We start from the raw sequence: 16,069 nt of genomic DNA on the forward strand, positions 1-16,069 counted from the left end.
TTACGACAGGATTTATGAAACGCTTGCTCATCATATATCACAGCACGACGGGTGCGACGCAGCAAATGGTCGATGCGGCGTTGGCTGCTGCTCGAGAAGAAGAGAAGGTCGAAACCCGCTGCTTGCAGGCGCCAGATTGCCAGCCTGATGATATGCGCAATGCGGATGGTTTTATTTTTGCCACGCCAGAAAATCTGGCGGCCATTGCTGGGGAAATGAAGAGCTTTTTCGACCGTTGCTATTATCCGGTTCTTGGCGCGCTTGAAGGCCGCGCTTATGCGGCGATGATATGTGCCGGATCAGATGGCGACAATGCCCGCAAACAAGTGGAGCGGATCGCAACGGGATGGCGATTGAAAAAAATTATGGATACTCCGATCATTTGCACTCATGCGCAAACACTTGAAGCCATTCTAGCACCCAAAACGATCGGTCAAACCGATATCGCGCGTTGCGCAGAGGTTGGCGCGACCATGGCCGCCGGATTGTCTATGGGTGTTTTTTAATCAGCGATGCAACCCGATCTTGCAATTGGGGGATCACCTCGTCTTCAAACCAGGGATTGGCTTTGAACCAGCGAATATTGCGCGGACTGGGATGCGGCAAAGGCAGAGCAAGGGGCCAAAATTCCTGCCACCGTTCCACTGTTTTTGTCAGCGTTTTCGATTTGCGCGCACCCAGATGCCAATCCAGTGCATATTGACCGAGGATCAAAGTCAATTCGATATTTTCGACCTCGTCTAGCAAGCGATTACGCCATTGATTGGCGCATTCTGGACGTGGCGGTAAATCACCGCCCTTGCCGGTTCCAGGAAAGCAAAAGCCCATCGGGACAATTGCGAAAAGCGTAGGGTCGTAAAACTGCTCTTCTGTTACACCGAGCCAAGAGCGCAAACGTCGCCCGCTCAGATCATCAAAAGGGCGCCCTTTAATATGAGTCTTGCTGCCCGGAGCCTGTCCAGCAATCAAAATTTTCGACGAAGAACCGGCTTGCAAAAGCGGTTGCGGGCCAAGCGGTAAGTTTTCGCAAATCTTACACGCTCGAATATCACTGAGCAGACTTTGCAGCTTGCGAGAATTGGCAGGCATCAGCCGCGATCACGCTGGCACATCGTCAAATGATCGACTTCATCATTATCGGCTGGCGCTAAAGTGAAAACATAAGATAGGTGGGTCGGTTTGCGGCCGTCTATGGCGCCGCGCATTCCGTTGACGACCGCAGCGAAATCTTGACAGGCGGCGGCGCTTTTCAAATAATCGCTATGGCCCACCCGGCCTTTGCTGACGGCCGTTGTGTCGACAATGGTCAGACCGCTTTTTTCGGGCGGAATATCATATTCCGATTTCGCCGCATAGCAACGCTCGGGCAGTCCTTTCGCTTTGAGATCAGCCGCTTTGTAAGGATCAAAACAGCGCGGATGACCGAGCCGAGGATAGCCATGGACATCGTCTGAAAGGGACAAGGCGCTGTCTTTTGCCGAAGCATATACAGTGATTCTGCGATCATTATTCACACGTCTTGCCGAGAGTATTTCTTCGGCAATATCCCGCTCAAAATCTTGCCGATCAACATCAGGGGAGGCTAAGATTATGTTCGAAATATTGCTCGAATCGGCGTTGGAACTGTTACGATCAACAAATTCCACGGCGGGTAATATCAGGCGAGCGCCGAGCGAATGGGATACCAAAATAATTTCTTTGGTCCATGATTGCTGCGCCAATTTGGTCAGAAATTTACGGAAATTGCGCTCATCCCAATACATGTTGGTTTCATCCACCGCATATTTCAGCAACTGTCCTTGGGATGGCCAGCTATATTGAATGACTGGTCCGGTAAATTCTGTAAGCCGCGCGATTTGGGCACTGTCGCGAGAACTGGTGAAAAAGGTTTCGCGATAGCCATGCACATAGAGCAGCACCCGGCCATCCCGGTTGCCCATTGTCTTCGACAAATGGCTCCACCATTGGCTCTCATTGGACAAGGAAAAGGGGATGGTGCGGCCATCCCTTTTTCCTTTGGCATTGCGATTGTCTTGCGGCGCGCCAAATCGGCCGAAGCGCAATTTATCGCCGCGATGGTTGAGCAACTTTATGACTTCCGTGCGGCAGTCGGGCAGCCTACTGGTGACCACAAAAAAAGGCTTCTGCGACACGGATGTGTCCGCATTTAGCGGATTTTCTGCAGAAGGATCGCAGCGGTCATTGGCTATATAGTCGGCGTGGCGAATAGGCCCGTAATCGACCGGTGAAATACAGGCCGTTGCGAGTAAGAATAAGCCGACGATAAACGGTTTGAACCGATCTGCTTTTTCTATCAGCTCGCCCGCGGTCATAGGCTAAGCGCGGTGCTCGCTTTTAACCCAGCGCACGGTGCCGGACGAAGCCCGCATCACAACGCTTTCTGTCGTCATAATGCCGCTGCGAAGTTTTTTGACACCTTCGAGCAAAGATCCATCGGTGACACCTGTAGCGGCAAAAATCACATCGCCTTTGGCCAATTCTTTCAGGTCATAGATTTTGTCGAGATCTTCAATGCCCCATTTATGCGCACGATTGCGTTCGTCTTCGTTGCGGAAGGTTAGCCGCCCTTTAAACTGACCGCCGACACAGCGCAGCGCCGCTGCCGCTAGCACACCTTCAGGTGCACCGCCGCTACCCATATACATATCGACCGTAGTTTCTTCATCGGTCGTGGCAATGACGCCGGCGACATCGCCATCGGGGATGAGCATGATCCCGCAGCCGATATCGCGCAGTTCCGTAATAATTTTTTCATGCCGAGGGCGGTCCAAAACGCAAACAATAATCTCCGCCGGATCGACGCCTTTTTCTTTGGCTACGGCCGCAACATTTTCGCTGACAGATTTGTCGAGATCGATAATATTCTCTGAATAGCCTGGTCCGACGGCCAATTTGTCCATGTAGACATCGGGTGCATTCAGCAGATTGCCTTTTTCCGCGATTGCGAGGACAGCAAGCGCATTGGGGCCTGCCTTGGCGGTTATCGTGGTTCCTTCCAGCGGATCCAAAGCGATATCAATCTCCGGTGACTCGCCGGCACAGCCATGGCCAACTTTTTCACCAATAAAGAGCATCGGGGCTTCGTCTCGTTCGCCTTCACCGATGACGACCGTCCCGCAAATGTCGAGATTGTTTAAGGCTGTGCGCATGGCTTCCACCGCCGCGGCATCTGCTGCCTTTTCATCCCCGCGCCCGATAAGCTTTGCAGCCGATACCGCTGCAGCTTCGGTTACACGGACCATTTCCAATACCAGGATGCGTTCCAGAATATCACTTGATTTGGGCATATGAACGTTTAGTCCTTCTTGAAGGGGTAATTTCTGAACTCTCGATAGGGGAGCGATATGACAATGTCGAGAAGGCTTGTAATCTTCTCCCTGTTCGTGGTGTCAAGCTTGACTGGTGAAATGGCGCAGGCACAAAATGAAACCGAAGATCGGACAGAGAAATTGCTGGAAAATGCAAAACGACTGGTGGCAGTTGATGCCGATGGTTGTCTCAAAAACTCCCGTCCGGATGAAATTGTCGTTTGCGCAGCCTTTGACGCCAATCGGCAACATCGTTTGCCCTTTCCCGAACTTTTGGACAGAGGCGAGAGAGTGCGAGAGCCGTTGCCGACTGCGAATGCAGACTATATCAATACCGGGCGATGTTATGTCGATTCAAGCGAGCGCAAATGCTTCAAAGGTTTGCCGCTGGTCACGATTTCCTTCGGCGGTACCGGCGGCGGCGTTGGGGGGCCAGCCGGTAAGCTATGGCGAGTCATTGAACCGACCGTGCCTGACGAGGATTATGTCAAGCAGGCGCAAGTCCGCCCGATTGAAGCGGACTGAAAACCGATTGTTTTTGGGATTTCAGTCTTCGTCGCTCAGCAGATGCATGACCATTGGTTCGGCCTGCAAACTGCTCGATCCCGACAGTTTCTCTAGACTTTGAACAACATCTCTTTCCCGGCTCTGATGCGTGACCATTGATATTAGCACCAATCCTTCATCGGTTTTTTCAGTTTGGATGAGACTCTCAATTGAAACATTGGCATCGCGCATGGCTGCGGTAATTTCGGCGAGCACACCGGGTTTGTCTGCGACAATGAAACGAATATAGCTTTTACCAGTGCGGTTGCCGCTTTCAGCACATTCGCTTTTCTCCATTTGATCAGCGGGCACGGCAAAAACAGTACCGCAATCACCGCGCGCGATATCGATGAGATCGGCGACGACAGCAGAAGCGGTTGGGCCATCACCAGCGCCCGCACCTTGGAACATCAGGCGGCCGGAAAAATTTCCTTCCGCGACGACAGCATTTGTGGATCCTTCGATATGGGCAAGCGGGTGGGATTCCGGCACCAAATACGGATTAACCCGTTGGAATAGCCGGTCCCCATCAATGCGGGCCATGCCCAGCAAACGGATCCGATAACCCAGCGCTTTGGCTTGGCTGATATCAGCGGCCAATACGTGCCGGATGCCGGCAATCTCGACATTGCCGAAATCGACTGCCGTTCCAAAAGAAAGGGCGGCCAGAATCGCTAATTTATGGGCCGCATCAACACCATCAATATCAAAGCTAGGATCCGCTTCTGCATAGCCAAGATCTTGGGCATCTTTTAAAACCGCATCAAAGGCGCTGCCATGTTTTTCCATGGTTGCCAGAATATAATTGCAGGTTCCATTTAAGATGCCATAGACGCGTTCCACGCGATTGGCCGAAGCGCCGTCCCGTAATCCTTTGATCACCGGAATGCCGCCTGCGACAGCCGCTTCATATTTTAGCGCTACATTCTCATTTTCTGCAATCTTGGCGAGCTCCATGCCGTGATGCGCAATCATAGCCTTATTCGCTGTCACGACGGATTTGCGATGCTGCAAGCTGTTGCGCGCCAGATCCAACGCTGGACCGTCGGCGCCGCCAATCAATTCAACGACGCAATCGACTTCTGAATCCGCACCAAAATCGGCCATATTATCGACCCATTTATAGGGGCTGATATCAACGCCGCGGTCTGCATTGCGATTGCGGGCGGAAACCGCGACAACCGAAATTGGTCGGCCGGCACGCTGCGCAATCATCGCGCCATTCTCATTGAGGAGGCGAATCACTCCCGATCCAACAGTTCCGAGGCCGGCCAGAGCAATGCGAAGGGGTTGTGTCATGATGGAAACCTTGAATACAGGCAATGCGCCTGGTGATCGTTTAAGAGATCCCGTTTAATAGCGCCGCTGTTTCAATTTGCCAGTGGGTATGTGTCATGGGCGTGGAAAATTGACGGGGTCGCCAAAAGAGGCGCTCTTAATTCACTGATAGCGGCGCTATTATGGGACTGTTTTATAGGTTTATTTGGGGCGATAGGCAGCGGGCCGAGAACGCGGGCAATTGCCCAAATCCCGAATCACCAGATCATAATCGCGCCGCGCTTGATTGGCATTAGCCGCCGAATCGCCAGTGAGTGATTGTTCGGGCAAGGTTTGCGGTAAAAAGCAGGCGAGGCGATACCATAATAAGCTATTGCGAACCGGGGCTCGCGCGGCTTCATCGACGATTTCACTCAGCGATACCGCCCATATTTTTTTCTGATTTTCGCGGCTCAAAATTGTGATGGACACCGGAGCGCTTGTATCTGTCTCCAAAAATAACTGCGTTTCGCCTTCGCCGATAATGGTGCCAGGAACATGAAAAGCGCTGCCAATCCGCGCGATGGCGGGCGGCGCGTCGCGTGCGACAATTTCTCTGACCAGACGGCGCACCCTTTGATCGCGCGCGGGGGTCCAGGAAATTTGGGCATCCGGAGCGGCCAATTGAATATTGCCGTCCCGGGCCAAAAGATTGCGGGCAAAGATGATAAACGGTTTCTTCTTTATCTTGGGCGCGCGTCCGCGTTCATTGAGCGGCAAGTCGATTATATAGCGAATCGTTTCCGGTAACCCACCTTGACCGCGAATCAATGCATTGGTCGTAGCCACAATATAGTATCTTTGGGTTCCCGGAGGAGCATTTGGAGCCCGTTCAGGATCGACTTTGATCGCTTCTTTAACCGTAATATGAGCAATAATTGGTGCACCGTCACTGAGGTCAGCCAGATCGGCATATTGCAGTGGATCTACTGGGGCATTTCTCTGAGAAAAAGCTGTAAAATCCGCTGTTAACGCCCACAAAATAGCGATGATTATAAGTGTCAATTTCTGCATGATTTTCCCGTTAATTCCCGCCTCGAAAGGGTCTGTTCAATAGTCTCATTCTGAGTTTTTTGCAGCTTAATCAATGCTGAACTAACAAAGCGATTGCCTGCATCCATCTACCACGTTAAAACATTTTTAAGACGGCTTTCATCCCAACGAAAAGCTGTCATGGGGAATCAAGGGATCGCTGTGGTTAACTTTCCAACAGTTCTCAACACAAACCTTTAACGAGGTTTCGATTCCTGAGGGAAGAAAAAGGAGTTACGTTTCTGAATGGCTTATGCTGACCCACAACAAATGAGTTCGAGCAAGCTTGTATCTATTGTGCTTGTCGTGCTGATTCACGCGCTGTTTGGATATGCTCTGGTGACCGGACTGGCCTATAGTGCCGTCAAGAAAGTGGCCTCAGAGCTCGATATGATCGATATCCAAGAAGAAGAACCGCCCGAAGAAATTGAAGAGCCGCCACCACCGCCGCCGGATCAGCCTATTGAACCGCCGCCAGTCGTGACACCACCGCCCATCGTGCAGCCACCTGCTGCGCCGCGGCCGGTTATTTCGCAGCAGCAAACGGCTCCGCCGCCACCACCACCCGTGGTCGCTGCGCCTCCACCACCTCCACCACCTCCACCGCCGCCGCCACCGCAGCGCGCAAATCCGGAGCCACGTGGAAATCCAGGAAACTGGGCGAATGCCAACGATTATCCGTCACGCGCACTGCGTGAGGAACGCGAAGGCACAACCGGATTCAGGGTTACTGTGGGCGCGAATGGCCGTGTAGCGAGCTGTCAAATCACCAGTTCGAGTGGCCACAGCGATCTTGACGCTGCAACCTGTAAGAATATCAAACGGCGTGGGCGCTTCCGTCCGGCGTTGGATTCCGCAGGCAATAAAATGACGGGTACTTGGGCCAGCCGAGTGCGTTGGCAGATACCAAAATAATATCATCGCAGCGGAGCGGCATTCCGGTCGTTTCGCTGCAAAAGTTTAATGTCTAATCCATCCTTGAGGGGAATATATAATGTTTATTGAAATTTTAGCGGCTGCTGGAGCAACGGCGCCAAAAAATCAGTTTGGTTTCATGGAAGCTATGGAGCAGGGTGGTGTCATCGCTTGGTTCACTCTCGCCATGCTGGCTATCATGTCTGTGTCTTCTTTCTACATCCTGTTCTCAAAATTGTTTGAGCAGAATAAAGTGATGAAACAAGGCCAAGCTGCCCGCGCTTCTTTCTGGAAAGCCAATAGCTTGAAAGAAGGTGCTGCGAAGCTCGATAAAAATAGTGCTTATCGTCAGATTGTTGATGATGGCATCAAAGCTGAAGAAGATCACGCCCGTTTGACCGACCCTGTGGAAGCGCATGATTGGTTGCACGGATCTTTGGATCGTTCGCAAGGATTGATTAACTCTAAATTGGCAACTGGCCTGCCTTGGTTGGCAACGGTTGGTGCGACCTCTCCGTTTATCGGATTGTTCGGTACGGTTATTGGTATTTACCGCGCGCTGATCAAAATCGGTATTGCTGGTCAAGCATCTATTGATGCTGTTGCTGGCCCAGTTGGTGAAGCGCTTATCATGACCGCACTTGGTCTTGGTGTGGCTGTTCCTGCCGTTCTTGCTTATAACTGGCTGCAAGGTCGTAACAAGCGTATCGCAGAAGATCTGAGCGACTTTGCAAATGATGTTCTGGGTTACATTTCATCTGATGGCGCTGTTAAACCATCGGCTGCAAAAGGTGGCGCACCTGCGAAACCAGCAACGGCTGCTGCAGCGAAGCCAGCTGCGAAGAAATAAGGCGTTAGCTCAGCCATTTCTTGGGGCGTCGACCGTCCTGTAAATGGCTGAGCTACCCCTCATTTTCGAACTTGCTGGCTGATCCAGCAAATTCGATAGAGTAATTTTTTGAGAGGATAGAATCTTATGGCGATGAATGTTGGGGGCGACAGCGGAGAAGAAACTCCACTATCGGACATTAACACGACCCCGCTGGTGGATGTCATGCTGGTTTTGCTGATCATTTTCTTGATCGCGGTCCCAGTGGTTATCCAGACAGTGGAGCTGGAACTGCCGGTTCTACCGTTTGAAGTAACGACCACGAAACCGGAAAATGTTTTGCTTGCTGTGACGACGACAGATTCAGCAGGACGCGACCCTGGAGACCCGGAATTTTCTGGCGCTAATCCAGGGGGCAATTGCCGGATCTACTGGAATACCACGCCGATTGACTCCTCGGAGTTAGTGCAAAGAGCGGTTACGCAATTGGAAGTTCAGATTGAATCCTTTGGTGGCGTAGAAAATATGACGCCGGAAGATATGCCTGAAGTGCATATCCGCGGTGATATTAACACGCCATATCGGTGCATTGGTGGCGCGATTTATGCCATGCAGCGCGCTGGTTTTGCCAAGGTTGGATTTCTGTCAACACCGGTTGCAATTGAATAGCCTGATCAGGCATCAAGTTTAGAGTATTAAGGAGACCCACTAATGGCAATGAGCGGCGGCAAGGATGATGGTAAGCCGATGATGGAAATGAACACGACGCCGTTGATCGACGTCTTGCTCGTTCTCCTCATCATGTTCATCATCACGATCCCGGTACAGACCCACGCGGTGAAATTGGACCTACCTGTTGATGATCCAAATCCACCTCCACCACCAGAGATTGACCCCATTAAAAACCGTCTTGGTATCACAGCTACAAACCAGATTTTGTGGAATGATACACCGGTTTCACTGAACCAGGTCAAAACCTACTTGGCCCAGACAAAGTCAATGGTTCCGGAACCTGAGTTGCAATTTCAACCAGATGCCGTCAGCGCCTATTTGACGGTCGATCGGGTTCTTGCAGAAATCAAGGATAGTGGTGTCAGCAAATTTGGATTTGTTGGTAACGAACAATATAGCAGTTTTGGCAAAGCAGCTCGCTTGCCCAATTAATCTTGCTATCTTTATCGAAAAGGGCGGTGGTGCAATCCATCGCCCTTTTTTTTGCCTGCGTCTGTCCGAACGATAAAGGCGCAGCCGGATCGCATGCGACTTTTTGGGGGATGCAAGGCGCCATAAAATGAGCGGGTTAGTCCTAAGGCTATTCGCTGTCCATCGCCCCCCAAAACATAGATCTGCGATAATTTTCGAACCATCGGCTGCCTTTTGGCCCGTTGAACCCCACCAGGCCTGATAACCAGGCCTATCTCTGCCCCCAATATGTAGCAGGCGGGATTGTTTAACAGGCTTTCTAGCGATGGCAGAGCGGTAAGATATTGGCTAAAGCGCGAAAGCAGTTTTGGATTGTTCGCCGCCATTAAACTGCAATTCTGCCAGTTTGGCATAAAGACCATTTTGCGCAATCAAGCTGTTATGATCACCTTGTTCTACAATTTCGCCGTCATCCATCACAATGATGCGATCCGCGGACCGAATTGTGGCGAGGCGGTGCGCGATTACAATTGTTGTCCGGTTTTGCATCAGCCGATCCAGTGCATCCTGAACCAATTTTTCGCTTTCTGCATCCAAGGCTGATGTGGCTTCGTCGAGCAATAATATTGGCGTTTCACGCAACAAGGCGCGCGCTATGGCCACCCGTTGCCGCTGTCCGCCGGACAAGCGGGTACCCGCTTCACCCATGAAACTGTCGAGGCCATCGGGCAGTTCCAGGAGGAATTTTTCGGCATTGGCAGCCCGTGCAGCCTCCCAGATTTCTTCATCCGTGGCGTCCCATTTACCGTATCTCAAATTGTCGCGAGCCGATGCTGCAAATAATACTGTATCCTGTGGAACCAGAGCCATTCGTTGCCGAATATCTGCAGGATCGGCAGAGGGCAGGGCGACGCCGTCTATGCGCACGCTGCCGCCTTGGGGATCATAAAAGCGTTGAGCGAGCTGAAATAATGTGGATTTTCCTGCACCAGAAGGTCCAACAACTGCAACCGTTTCGCCGGGAGTCACCTTCAGTGAAAAATTCTTTAGGGCTTCCGTTTCAAGCCGTGTGGGATAAGCAAAGGTCACATTGTCGAACGAAATCTGACCGCGTGGCGGTTCCGGTAAGGCAATGGGTGACTCCGGCGCGGCGATGCCCGGTTTTTCTGAAAGCAATTCGGCGAGACGCCCGGCGGCGCCGCCAGCGCGCAATAGGTCGCCATAAACTTCGGTTAAGGCTCCGAACGATCCTGCAACCAATCCACCGGTCAATACAAAGGCCGCGATGGTCCCTTCCGTGATCGTGCCATCCGCAACGCCCAGGGCACCGCGCCACATGAGCAAGGTGATGCCGGTAAAGACCAAGGCAATAATAACGGCAGTCAGCGCGGCGCGCAGCCGGATGCGTCTTTTCGCCGTATCAAAGGTGGTTTGAACAGCGCCGCCAAAGCGGTCATGCTCTCGGTTTTCTTGACCAAAGGCTTGGACAATTTTCATTGCGCCCAAAGTCTCGGAAACCATCGCGCCTACATCCGCAACCCGGTCCTGACTAAAACGCGAGACATTGCTCAATTTTCGTCCGATAAAGACGATTGGCAAGATAACGATGGGAATGCCTAAGAGCAGCCCAGCGGTCAATTTGGGCGCCAATGTGAACAAATAAATAATGCCGCCAACGCCGATTATGATATTGCGCAAAGCAACCGACACGGTAGTGCCAACCACTTGCTCGATTATCGCGGTGTCCGAAGTCATACGTGAGGCAATTTCGGACGGGCGGTTTTCTTCAAAAAAGGCTGGGGCGAGCCGCAACAAATTGCGCTGTACGGCGAGCCGGATATCGGCAACAACCCGCTCTCCCAGCCAACTGACAAAATAGAATCGAAAAGCTGTGGCGACTGATAATATGCCAACAATCACCAAAAGCGTGTGAAAATACGGCGCTATGTCGTTACCGCCTGCTGCAAAACCGTCATCAACGATCGATTTAAATCCCCAGGGAATAGCCAATGTTGCCATAGCCGCAACGAACAAGGCGATCGCCGCAAATAAAATTTGCTTGGGGTAACAAATGGCGCGTTCCCAGACCATGCGGAGATTGCCAATTTTCTTAGCAGATGGTTTTTCAGGCTCTGACGGCTCGGCAACAGGAGCATTGTCATTTGTCGTATCACTCATACCCAAAGCCCCTAGCAGCCCGATCTATGAGCCACAATCCTGTTGCCGGTCGCATGTCCGCAGAAAAATATTCTGTGATCAGACCGGTTTTATATAAGATAGGGTTTATTTGCGCGATGCCAAGCGTTGAGCGTGCGAAACACAGCAAATCAGGCAAGAAATTCTGCTCGACCCAACATGCTGGCAAAGCTGTGCAATATTGCCTAATAAACCTACAGATATAGCGGACTTCCGCTGATGATTCGCTCTGACTTGTGCAAGCAAGGAAGAGCCTGTGGGGTAAAGGAATGCAACCGTGAACCAGATAGCATCCAAAGGCCAATTGCGGATGTCGCTTTTGCGCTGGGCTTTGTTCGTTGTGCCCTTAATTGTTTTATTGGGCTTTTTGTCGGGACAAGTAGCAGGTTCTGGCGAAGAAAACCGCTGGTTTCAGGCGCTGACCAAACCGGATGCACAGCCGCCAGGATGGATGTTTGGGGTCGCTTGGACCATTTTATATATTATGATGGGCATTGCCTTCTCGATGATTTTGCATGCCCGCGGTGCGCCGCTTCGCGGTCTGGCGATCATCCTATTCTTGGTACAATTCGCGCTCAATCTTTTTTGGTCTCCGCTATTTTTCGGCATGCACCAAATTACCGCTGCCTTCTGGTTGTTGATTACGATATTTGGTACAGCATTTTTGACCACATTGGTGTTCGGGCGGATTCGAAAGGCGGCCGCCTGGATGATGGTGCCTTATTTGGCATGGCTGTGCTTCGCCGCGATTTTGAACAAGCAGATTGTCGATCTTAACCCCAATGCAGAAACCCTTGTCGTACCCGCAGCGAGTACCCAAATTTAAACCCTCTATATCCCGAAACCGTCCCCTTAAGGAGTATTTCAAAATGCAAAGCCAGAACAGATTTTTCGATGACCTTTCCAAAGTATTGAACGGGCTCGCAGGAACTGTAGCCGGCGTTGGAAGGGAAGCCGAAGCCGGTGCGCGTGAACGGGCCAAAGAATGGTTTGGCGGTATGGACTTTGTATCACGTGAAGAGTTTGAAGCGGTCAAGGAAATGGCCTCCAATGCCCGCGCAGAGGCAGATGCGCTCAAAAAGCGCCTTGATATTCTGGAGAAGTCCGCAGCAACCAAACCAGCAGCGCGTAAAACCGCGGCTAGAAAGCCTGCGACACGCAAGCCCGCGGCGCGTAAGCCAGCCGCGAAGAAAGCTACGCCGCCCAAATCTGACGGTTAGTCACGGATAGGAACGACTGTTTCACTAGCGATTGTCGCTCGGAATATCTCGGCTGATTATCCACAGTCTGCCCACAAACAATATCGGTCAAGGCTTCTCCCTTGCTTGCCCTGCATGATGGGCTGGGCCACTAAGGCAAATAGTGCAGGGGCAAGAACGCAATGATGTGGAACCGTAATGCTTGACGATATTTGGTCAGAGCTCGATCAAGAAGAGGCGCCACCCGTTGATATGCTGGTCGCCTTTTTTGAAGCGCGCGGCTGGTCAGTGCATCATGTCAGCGAAGAGGAAATCTCGGTCGAGATTAAGGGCAATTGGACCAGCTACCAATTGCGGGCCATCTGGCGGAATGAAGACCATGTCTTGCAACTATTATTGCTGCCCGAATTGCGCGTTCCAGATGACAAAAGAATCGCCATTTATGAAACACTGGGCCTGATTAACGAGCAGCTTTGGCTGGGCCATTTTGACTTTTGGTCGAGTGATAATATTTTGTTATTCCGTCACGCAATCATGCTGGGCGGCAGCGGTTTGCTCGGGCTTGATCAAGCGCAAGCCATTGTGGATATGGCGATTGACGAGTGGGAACGTTTTTACCCGGTATTTCAGTTTATATTGTGGAGCGACAAGAGCCCGAAAGATGCCATTGAGCATGCGATGATCGATACGCAGGGCGAAGCCTGAACGCATATCGGGGCTGGCGGGAGCGCTTAACCGGGAAGGAAAAAGCATGATCGGACAAAGCTATGGCAGCATTTGGTTTATCGGCTGCGGCAATATGGGCGGTGCTATATTGCAGGCATGGATCGACAAAGGGCTGGATCTTACAAAAGTCACTGTAATCAAACCGAGTGCGTCTGCATTACCCGGCGGCTTGCAATCGCGCTCCGATTATCCCGACAGCCCTCCTCCCGATCTGGTCATTCTGGCGATGAAGCCCTATCAACTCGATATCGTTGCCGAGCAATTGGCGCCTCGCATAGCGGCCGACAGTCAAATTGTATCAATCCTGGCAGGTACTGAAATTGACATGTTGCGGCAAGCCTTTCCGCAAGCGGGAGAAATTATCCGGCTCATGCCAAATATGGCGGTGACGGTGGCAAAATCACCGATGCTGCTGATTAGCGAGTCTGGAGAAGCAGCAGTGAAAGATCAGATGAATGAACTGTTCGCCCCCTTGGGACCGCCGGAATGGTTGGCGAACGAAGATCTGATGCACATTGCCACCGCTTTGTCGGGATCGGGACCCGCTTTTTTATTCCGCTTCATTGATGCGCTGGCGGTTTCGGCCAATCAATTGGGTATGGATCAAGAGCAGGCCGCGCGGTTGGCGCTCACCATGGTCGACGGTGCCGCCACCTTGGCAGCGATTTCAGATGTCGATCCGGGCGCCTTGGCAAATCAAGTGGCAAGCCCCAATGGGGTCACTCGTAAAGGCCTTGATGTGCTGGATGCCGATGATCGGGTGAATCGATTGCTTCAAGATGTTTTGCGGGCTGCGATGGAACGCAATCGGGAAATGGCAGAAGAAGCCAAGACAGCATCCGCGCCTTGATGCTCAGCTTTGATCTTTCCTCAGATCAAAAACCATTTGGCGATCATGTTCAGGCACCAGACCTTCCAATACATGCCAAAAGCCGGTCACAGATTCCTGACCTGCCGTGACATAAGCGGCCGATAGCCGTTCTCTCAATTGAGCGAAGAGATCCGCTTCTAGCGCGGCGCCTTTGTCGGTTAGACGCAGCAATTTCTGTCGACGGTCCAAGGGGCCGGTTTTGGTCAAGACGAGATCGCGATCATGCAATTCCTTGAGCACACGGCCAAGAGATTGTTTCGTGATGGCCAACAAACGCAGCAATTCTCCCACCGTCAAGTCGGGTTGTCGGGCGATAAAATAGAGCGCGCGGTGATGGGCTCGGCCCAGGCCTTGCTTGGCGAGCACTTGATCTATCGCATTGGTGAGCCGGGTATAGCCAAAATAGAGCAATTCCACGCCGCGCCGAATCTCGTCTTCGCGGAGAAAAAGCGGAGAAGCTCCTGGGGAAGCGGAAGGGCGAGATATGTCAGCCATGTTGACGTATCTTGACATGCTGTTTAGGTGATTGCAAGACAATCTGGTTAAGCTTTTTATCCTCCCGTCAGTCCGATGAAAGTGACGAAATATGGCGCAAGACGATAGTCTCGAAATTATTGTTCAACGGAATCAGGATCCGGTTCCTGCATCGGACCGGATGAAATTGTTAGATGATCCTGGATTTGGCAATCTGTTTACCGACCATATGGCGGTTATAAGATATCGCGAAGATTTGGGGTGGCATAATGCCACTGTCGAAGCGCGTGCTCCCATCGCCATGGATCCGGCGTCGAGTGTTTTGCACTACGCGCAGGAGATTTTTGAAGGAATGAAAGCTTATCGTCTGGCAGATGGCGCGACGGCTTTGTTCCGGCCCGAAGAAAATGCGCGCCGGTTCCAAGCGTCTGCTCGCCGAATGGCGATGCCCGAGCTACCCGAAGATATTTTTCTGAAATCAGTGGAAACGCTGGTTGATATTGACCGTGACTGGTTTCCGTCTGCTGAAGGTGGGTCGCTTTATTTGCGTCCCTTCATGTTTGCCAGCGAAGTATTTTTGGGTGTTCGGCCGGCCAAAGAATATCTCTATATGGTCATTGCTTCACCGGCAGGCGCCTATTTCAAACAAGGGGTTTCGGCGATTTCGATCTGGGTATCGGAAGATTATAGTCGAGCGGCTCCCGGCGGCACAGGCGCTGCGAAATGCGGTGGAAACTATGCAGCTAGCTTGGTGGCACAGGCCGAAGCCATTGCGCAAGATTGCGATCAAGTGGTGTTTCTCGATGCGGCAGAACAACGCTGGGTTGAAGAATTGGGCGGCATGAACTTGTTCTTTGTGATGGACGATGGGCGGCTGATCACACCACCGCTCAATGGCACGATATTGCCCGGGATAACACGCGAATCCATCATGATATTGGCGCGCGAAGAAGGTTTGGTCGTGAGCGAAGAAGCTTATGCGATTGATCAGTGGCGCGCCGATGCAGCGAGCGGCAAGTTGCGGGAAACATTTGCCTGTGGAACCGCGGCTGTGGTCACGGCTGTTGGTACCGTTCGATCCCAACAAGGCGCGTTTACCATTGGCACTGGTGGGCCTGGACAATTGACCGAAAAGCTTCGGATGCGGCTCGTTGATATCCAGCGCGGCCTTGTTGAAGATCAGCATGGGTGGGTGAAGCGGCTATTCTAAAAAGCCAATCTCGAACATTGTTTGCAAAATAGCTGTAACTGGCTCTTGCCCCATGGGGGTAAGTTGGATATTAGGCCCCTTCGCTGATGATCGAAGCAGCCTATATTGGGGTGTCGCCAAGTGGTAAGGCAGCGGCTTTTGATGCCGCCATGCGCAGGTTCGAATCCTGCCACCCCAACCAAATTTTATCAAAAAACGAATCGAAATCGAATATCCGCAGGTAGTGTCTCGTGGCGCAGCGGGCGGTTTCCATGGCGCATCGCTACAATTTTCAAGCGGAAA

Annotated in this window: 18 protein-coding genes and 1 tRNA gene; 12 read left to right on the forward strand and 7 right to left on the reverse strand. The window is 51.9% G+C overall.

Annotation, left to right across the window (positions count from 1 at the left end; genetic code table 11):
• Window positions 1-14 precede the first annotated feature (14 nt).
• On the forward strand, window positions 15-506 hold the full coding sequence (locus ABJU74_RS04530) for an NAD(P)H-dependent oxidoreductase (protein ID WP_348385080.1): 492 nt from the start codon (window positions 15-17) through the stop codon (window positions 504-506).
• Here ABJU74_RS04530 and ABJU74_RS04535 read toward each other — a convergent pair.
• The 3 genes from ABJU74_RS04535 to glpX are packed head-to-tail and all read right to left on the reverse strand — an operon-like array spanning window position 490 to window position 3,308.
• Window positions 490-1,089, reverse strand: a complete 600-nt coding sequence (locus ABJU74_RS04535; RefSeq protein WP_348385082.1) for a uracil-DNA glycosylase family protein — start codon at window positions 1,087-1,089, stop codon at window positions 490-492. The genes ABJU74_RS04530 and ABJU74_RS04535 overlap by 17 nt on opposite strands.
• Entirely contained in the window at window positions 1,089-2,333 is a 1,245-nt protein-coding gene (locus ABJU74_RS04540) for an alpha/beta hydrolase (protein WP_348385083.1), read from the reverse strand. Before ABJU74_RS04540 ends, ABJU74_RS04535 begins: the two co-directional genes overlap by 1 nt.
• Window positions 2,334-2,336: 3 nt before the next feature.
• On the reverse strand, window positions 2,337-3,308 hold the full coding sequence (gene glpX / locus ABJU74_RS04545; protein ID WP_348385084.1) for a class II fructose-bisphosphatase: 972 nt from the start codon (window positions 3,306-3,308) through the stop codon (window positions 2,337-2,339).
• Between the two features lie 57 nt (window positions 3,309-3,365).
• Here glpX and ABJU74_RS04550 point away from each other — a divergent pair, with 57 nt between their 5' ends.
• Window positions 3,366-3,854, forward strand: a complete 489-nt coding sequence (locus tag ABJU74_RS04550; protein WP_348385086.1) for a hypothetical protein — start codon at window positions 3,366-3,368, stop codon at window positions 3,852-3,854.
• A 21-nt stretch (window positions 3,855-3,875) separates the two neighbouring features.
• Here the strand turns inward: ABJU74_RS04550 and ABJU74_RS04555 are convergent, their stop codons facing one another.
• Complete coding sequence (locus ABJU74_RS04555; protein ID WP_348385088.1) at window positions 3,876-5,174, reverse strand: homoserine dehydrogenase; 1,299 nt, start codon at window positions 5,172-5,174, stop codon at window positions 3,876-3,878.
• A 180-nt stretch (window positions 5,175-5,354) separates the two neighbouring features.
• Window positions 5,355-6,206, reverse strand: a complete 852-nt coding sequence (locus ABJU74_RS04560) for a hypothetical protein (RefSeq protein ID WP_348385089.1) — start codon at window positions 6,204-6,206, stop codon at window positions 5,355-5,357.
• A gap of 264 nt (window positions 6,207-6,470) precedes the next feature.
• On the opposite strand from ABJU74_RS04560, the gene ABJU74_RS04565 reads away from it, so the two are divergent.
• From ABJU74_RS04565 to ABJU74_RS04580, 4 genes are all read left to right on the forward strand, one after another.
• Window positions 6,471-7,139: an energy transducer TonB gene (locus ABJU74_RS04565; RefSeq protein ID WP_348385090.1), complete on the forward strand. Its 669-nt coding sequence runs from the start codon at window positions 6,471-6,473 to the stop codon at window positions 7,137-7,139.
• 79 nt (window positions 7,140-7,218) lie between these two features.
• Window positions 7,219-7,989 (forward strand): MotA/TolQ/ExbB proton channel family protein, encoded by a 771-nt coding sequence (locus ABJU74_RS04570; protein ID WP_348385092.1) that lies wholly within the window; start codon window positions 7,219-7,221, stop codon window positions 7,987-7,989.
• Window positions 7,990-8,115: 126 nt separating this feature from the next.
• Window positions 8,116-8,637, forward strand: coding sequence for a biopolymer transporter ExbD (locus ABJU74_RS04575; RefSeq protein ID WP_348385093.1), 522 nt, complete (start codon window positions 8,116-8,118; stop codon window positions 8,635-8,637).
• 42 nt (window positions 8,638-8,679) lie between these two features.
• A complete protein-coding gene (locus tag ABJU74_RS04580; RefSeq protein ID WP_348385095.1) occupies window positions 8,680-9,132 on the forward strand; it encodes a biopolymer transporter ExbD in 453 nt (150 codons plus the stop codon).
• A gap of 327 nt (window positions 9,133-9,459) precedes the next feature.
• Here the strand turns inward: ABJU74_RS04580 and ABJU74_RS04585 are convergent, their stop codons facing one another.
• Window positions 9,460-11,289 carry an ABC transporter transmembrane domain-containing protein gene (locus tag ABJU74_RS04585; RefSeq protein WP_348385096.1) on the reverse strand — a complete coding sequence of 610 codons (1,830 nt, stop codon included), beginning with the start codon at window positions 11,287-11,289 and terminating at the stop codon, window positions 9,460-9,462.
• A gap of 295 nt (window positions 11,290-11,584) precedes the next feature.
• On the opposite strand from ABJU74_RS04585, the gene ABJU74_RS04590 reads away from it, so the two are divergent.
• The 4 genes from ABJU74_RS04590 (at window position 11,585) to ABJU74_RS04605 (ending at window position 14,082) form a co-directional block, all read left to right on the forward strand.
• The gene (locus ABJU74_RS04590; RefSeq protein WP_348385098.1) at window positions 11,585-12,133 is read left to right on the forward strand and encodes a TspO/MBR family protein; all 549 of its coding nucleotides are present in this window, start codon (window positions 11,585-11,587) and stop codon (window positions 12,131-12,133) included.
• A gap of 43 nt (window positions 12,134-12,176) precedes the next feature.
• Window positions 12,177-12,527, forward strand: a complete 351-nt coding sequence (locus tag ABJU74_RS04595; protein ID WP_348385099.1) for an accessory factor UbiK family protein — start codon at window positions 12,177-12,179, stop codon at window positions 12,525-12,527.
• Window positions 12,528-12,704: 177 nt separating this feature from the next.
• Window positions 12,705-13,211, forward strand: a complete 507-nt coding sequence (locus ABJU74_RS04600; protein WP_348385100.1) for a YbjN domain-containing protein — start codon at window positions 12,705-12,707, stop codon at window positions 13,209-13,211.
• Between the two features lie 46 nt (window positions 13,212-13,257).
• Window positions 13,258-14,082, forward strand: coding sequence for a pyrroline-5-carboxylate reductase (locus tag ABJU74_RS04605; protein WP_348385101.1), 825 nt, complete (start codon window positions 13,258-13,260; stop codon window positions 14,080-14,082).
• A gap of 3 nt (window positions 14,083-14,085) precedes the next feature.
• Here ABJU74_RS04605 and ABJU74_RS04610 read toward each other — a convergent pair whose 3' ends face one another.
• Window positions 14,086-14,598 carry a MarR family transcriptional regulator gene (locus ABJU74_RS04610; protein WP_348385103.1) on the reverse strand — a complete coding sequence of 171 codons (513 nt, stop codon included), beginning with the start codon at window positions 14,596-14,598 and terminating at the stop codon, window positions 14,086-14,088.
• 91 nt (window positions 14,599-14,689) lie between these two features.
• On the opposite strand from ABJU74_RS04610, the gene ABJU74_RS04615 reads away from it, so the two are divergent.
• Together ABJU74_RS04615 and ABJU74_RS04620 are read left to right on the forward strand one after the other, a co-directional pair.
• Complete coding sequence (locus tag ABJU74_RS04615) at window positions 14,690-15,787, forward strand: branched-chain amino acid aminotransferase (RefSeq protein WP_348385104.1); 1,098 nt, start codon at window positions 14,690-14,692, stop codon at window positions 15,785-15,787.
• 106 nt (window positions 15,788-15,893) lie between these two features.
• Window positions 15,894-15,968 (forward strand) — tRNA-Gln (locus ABJU74_RS04620).
• Window positions 15,969-16,069 lie beyond the last annotated feature (101 nt).

The organism is Parasphingorhabdus sp. (genome assembly GCF_039982415.1).
In the GTDB taxonomy this organism is placed as follows: Bacteria; Pseudomonadota; Alphaproteobacteria; order Sphingomonadales; family Sphingomonadaceae; genus Parasphingorhabdus.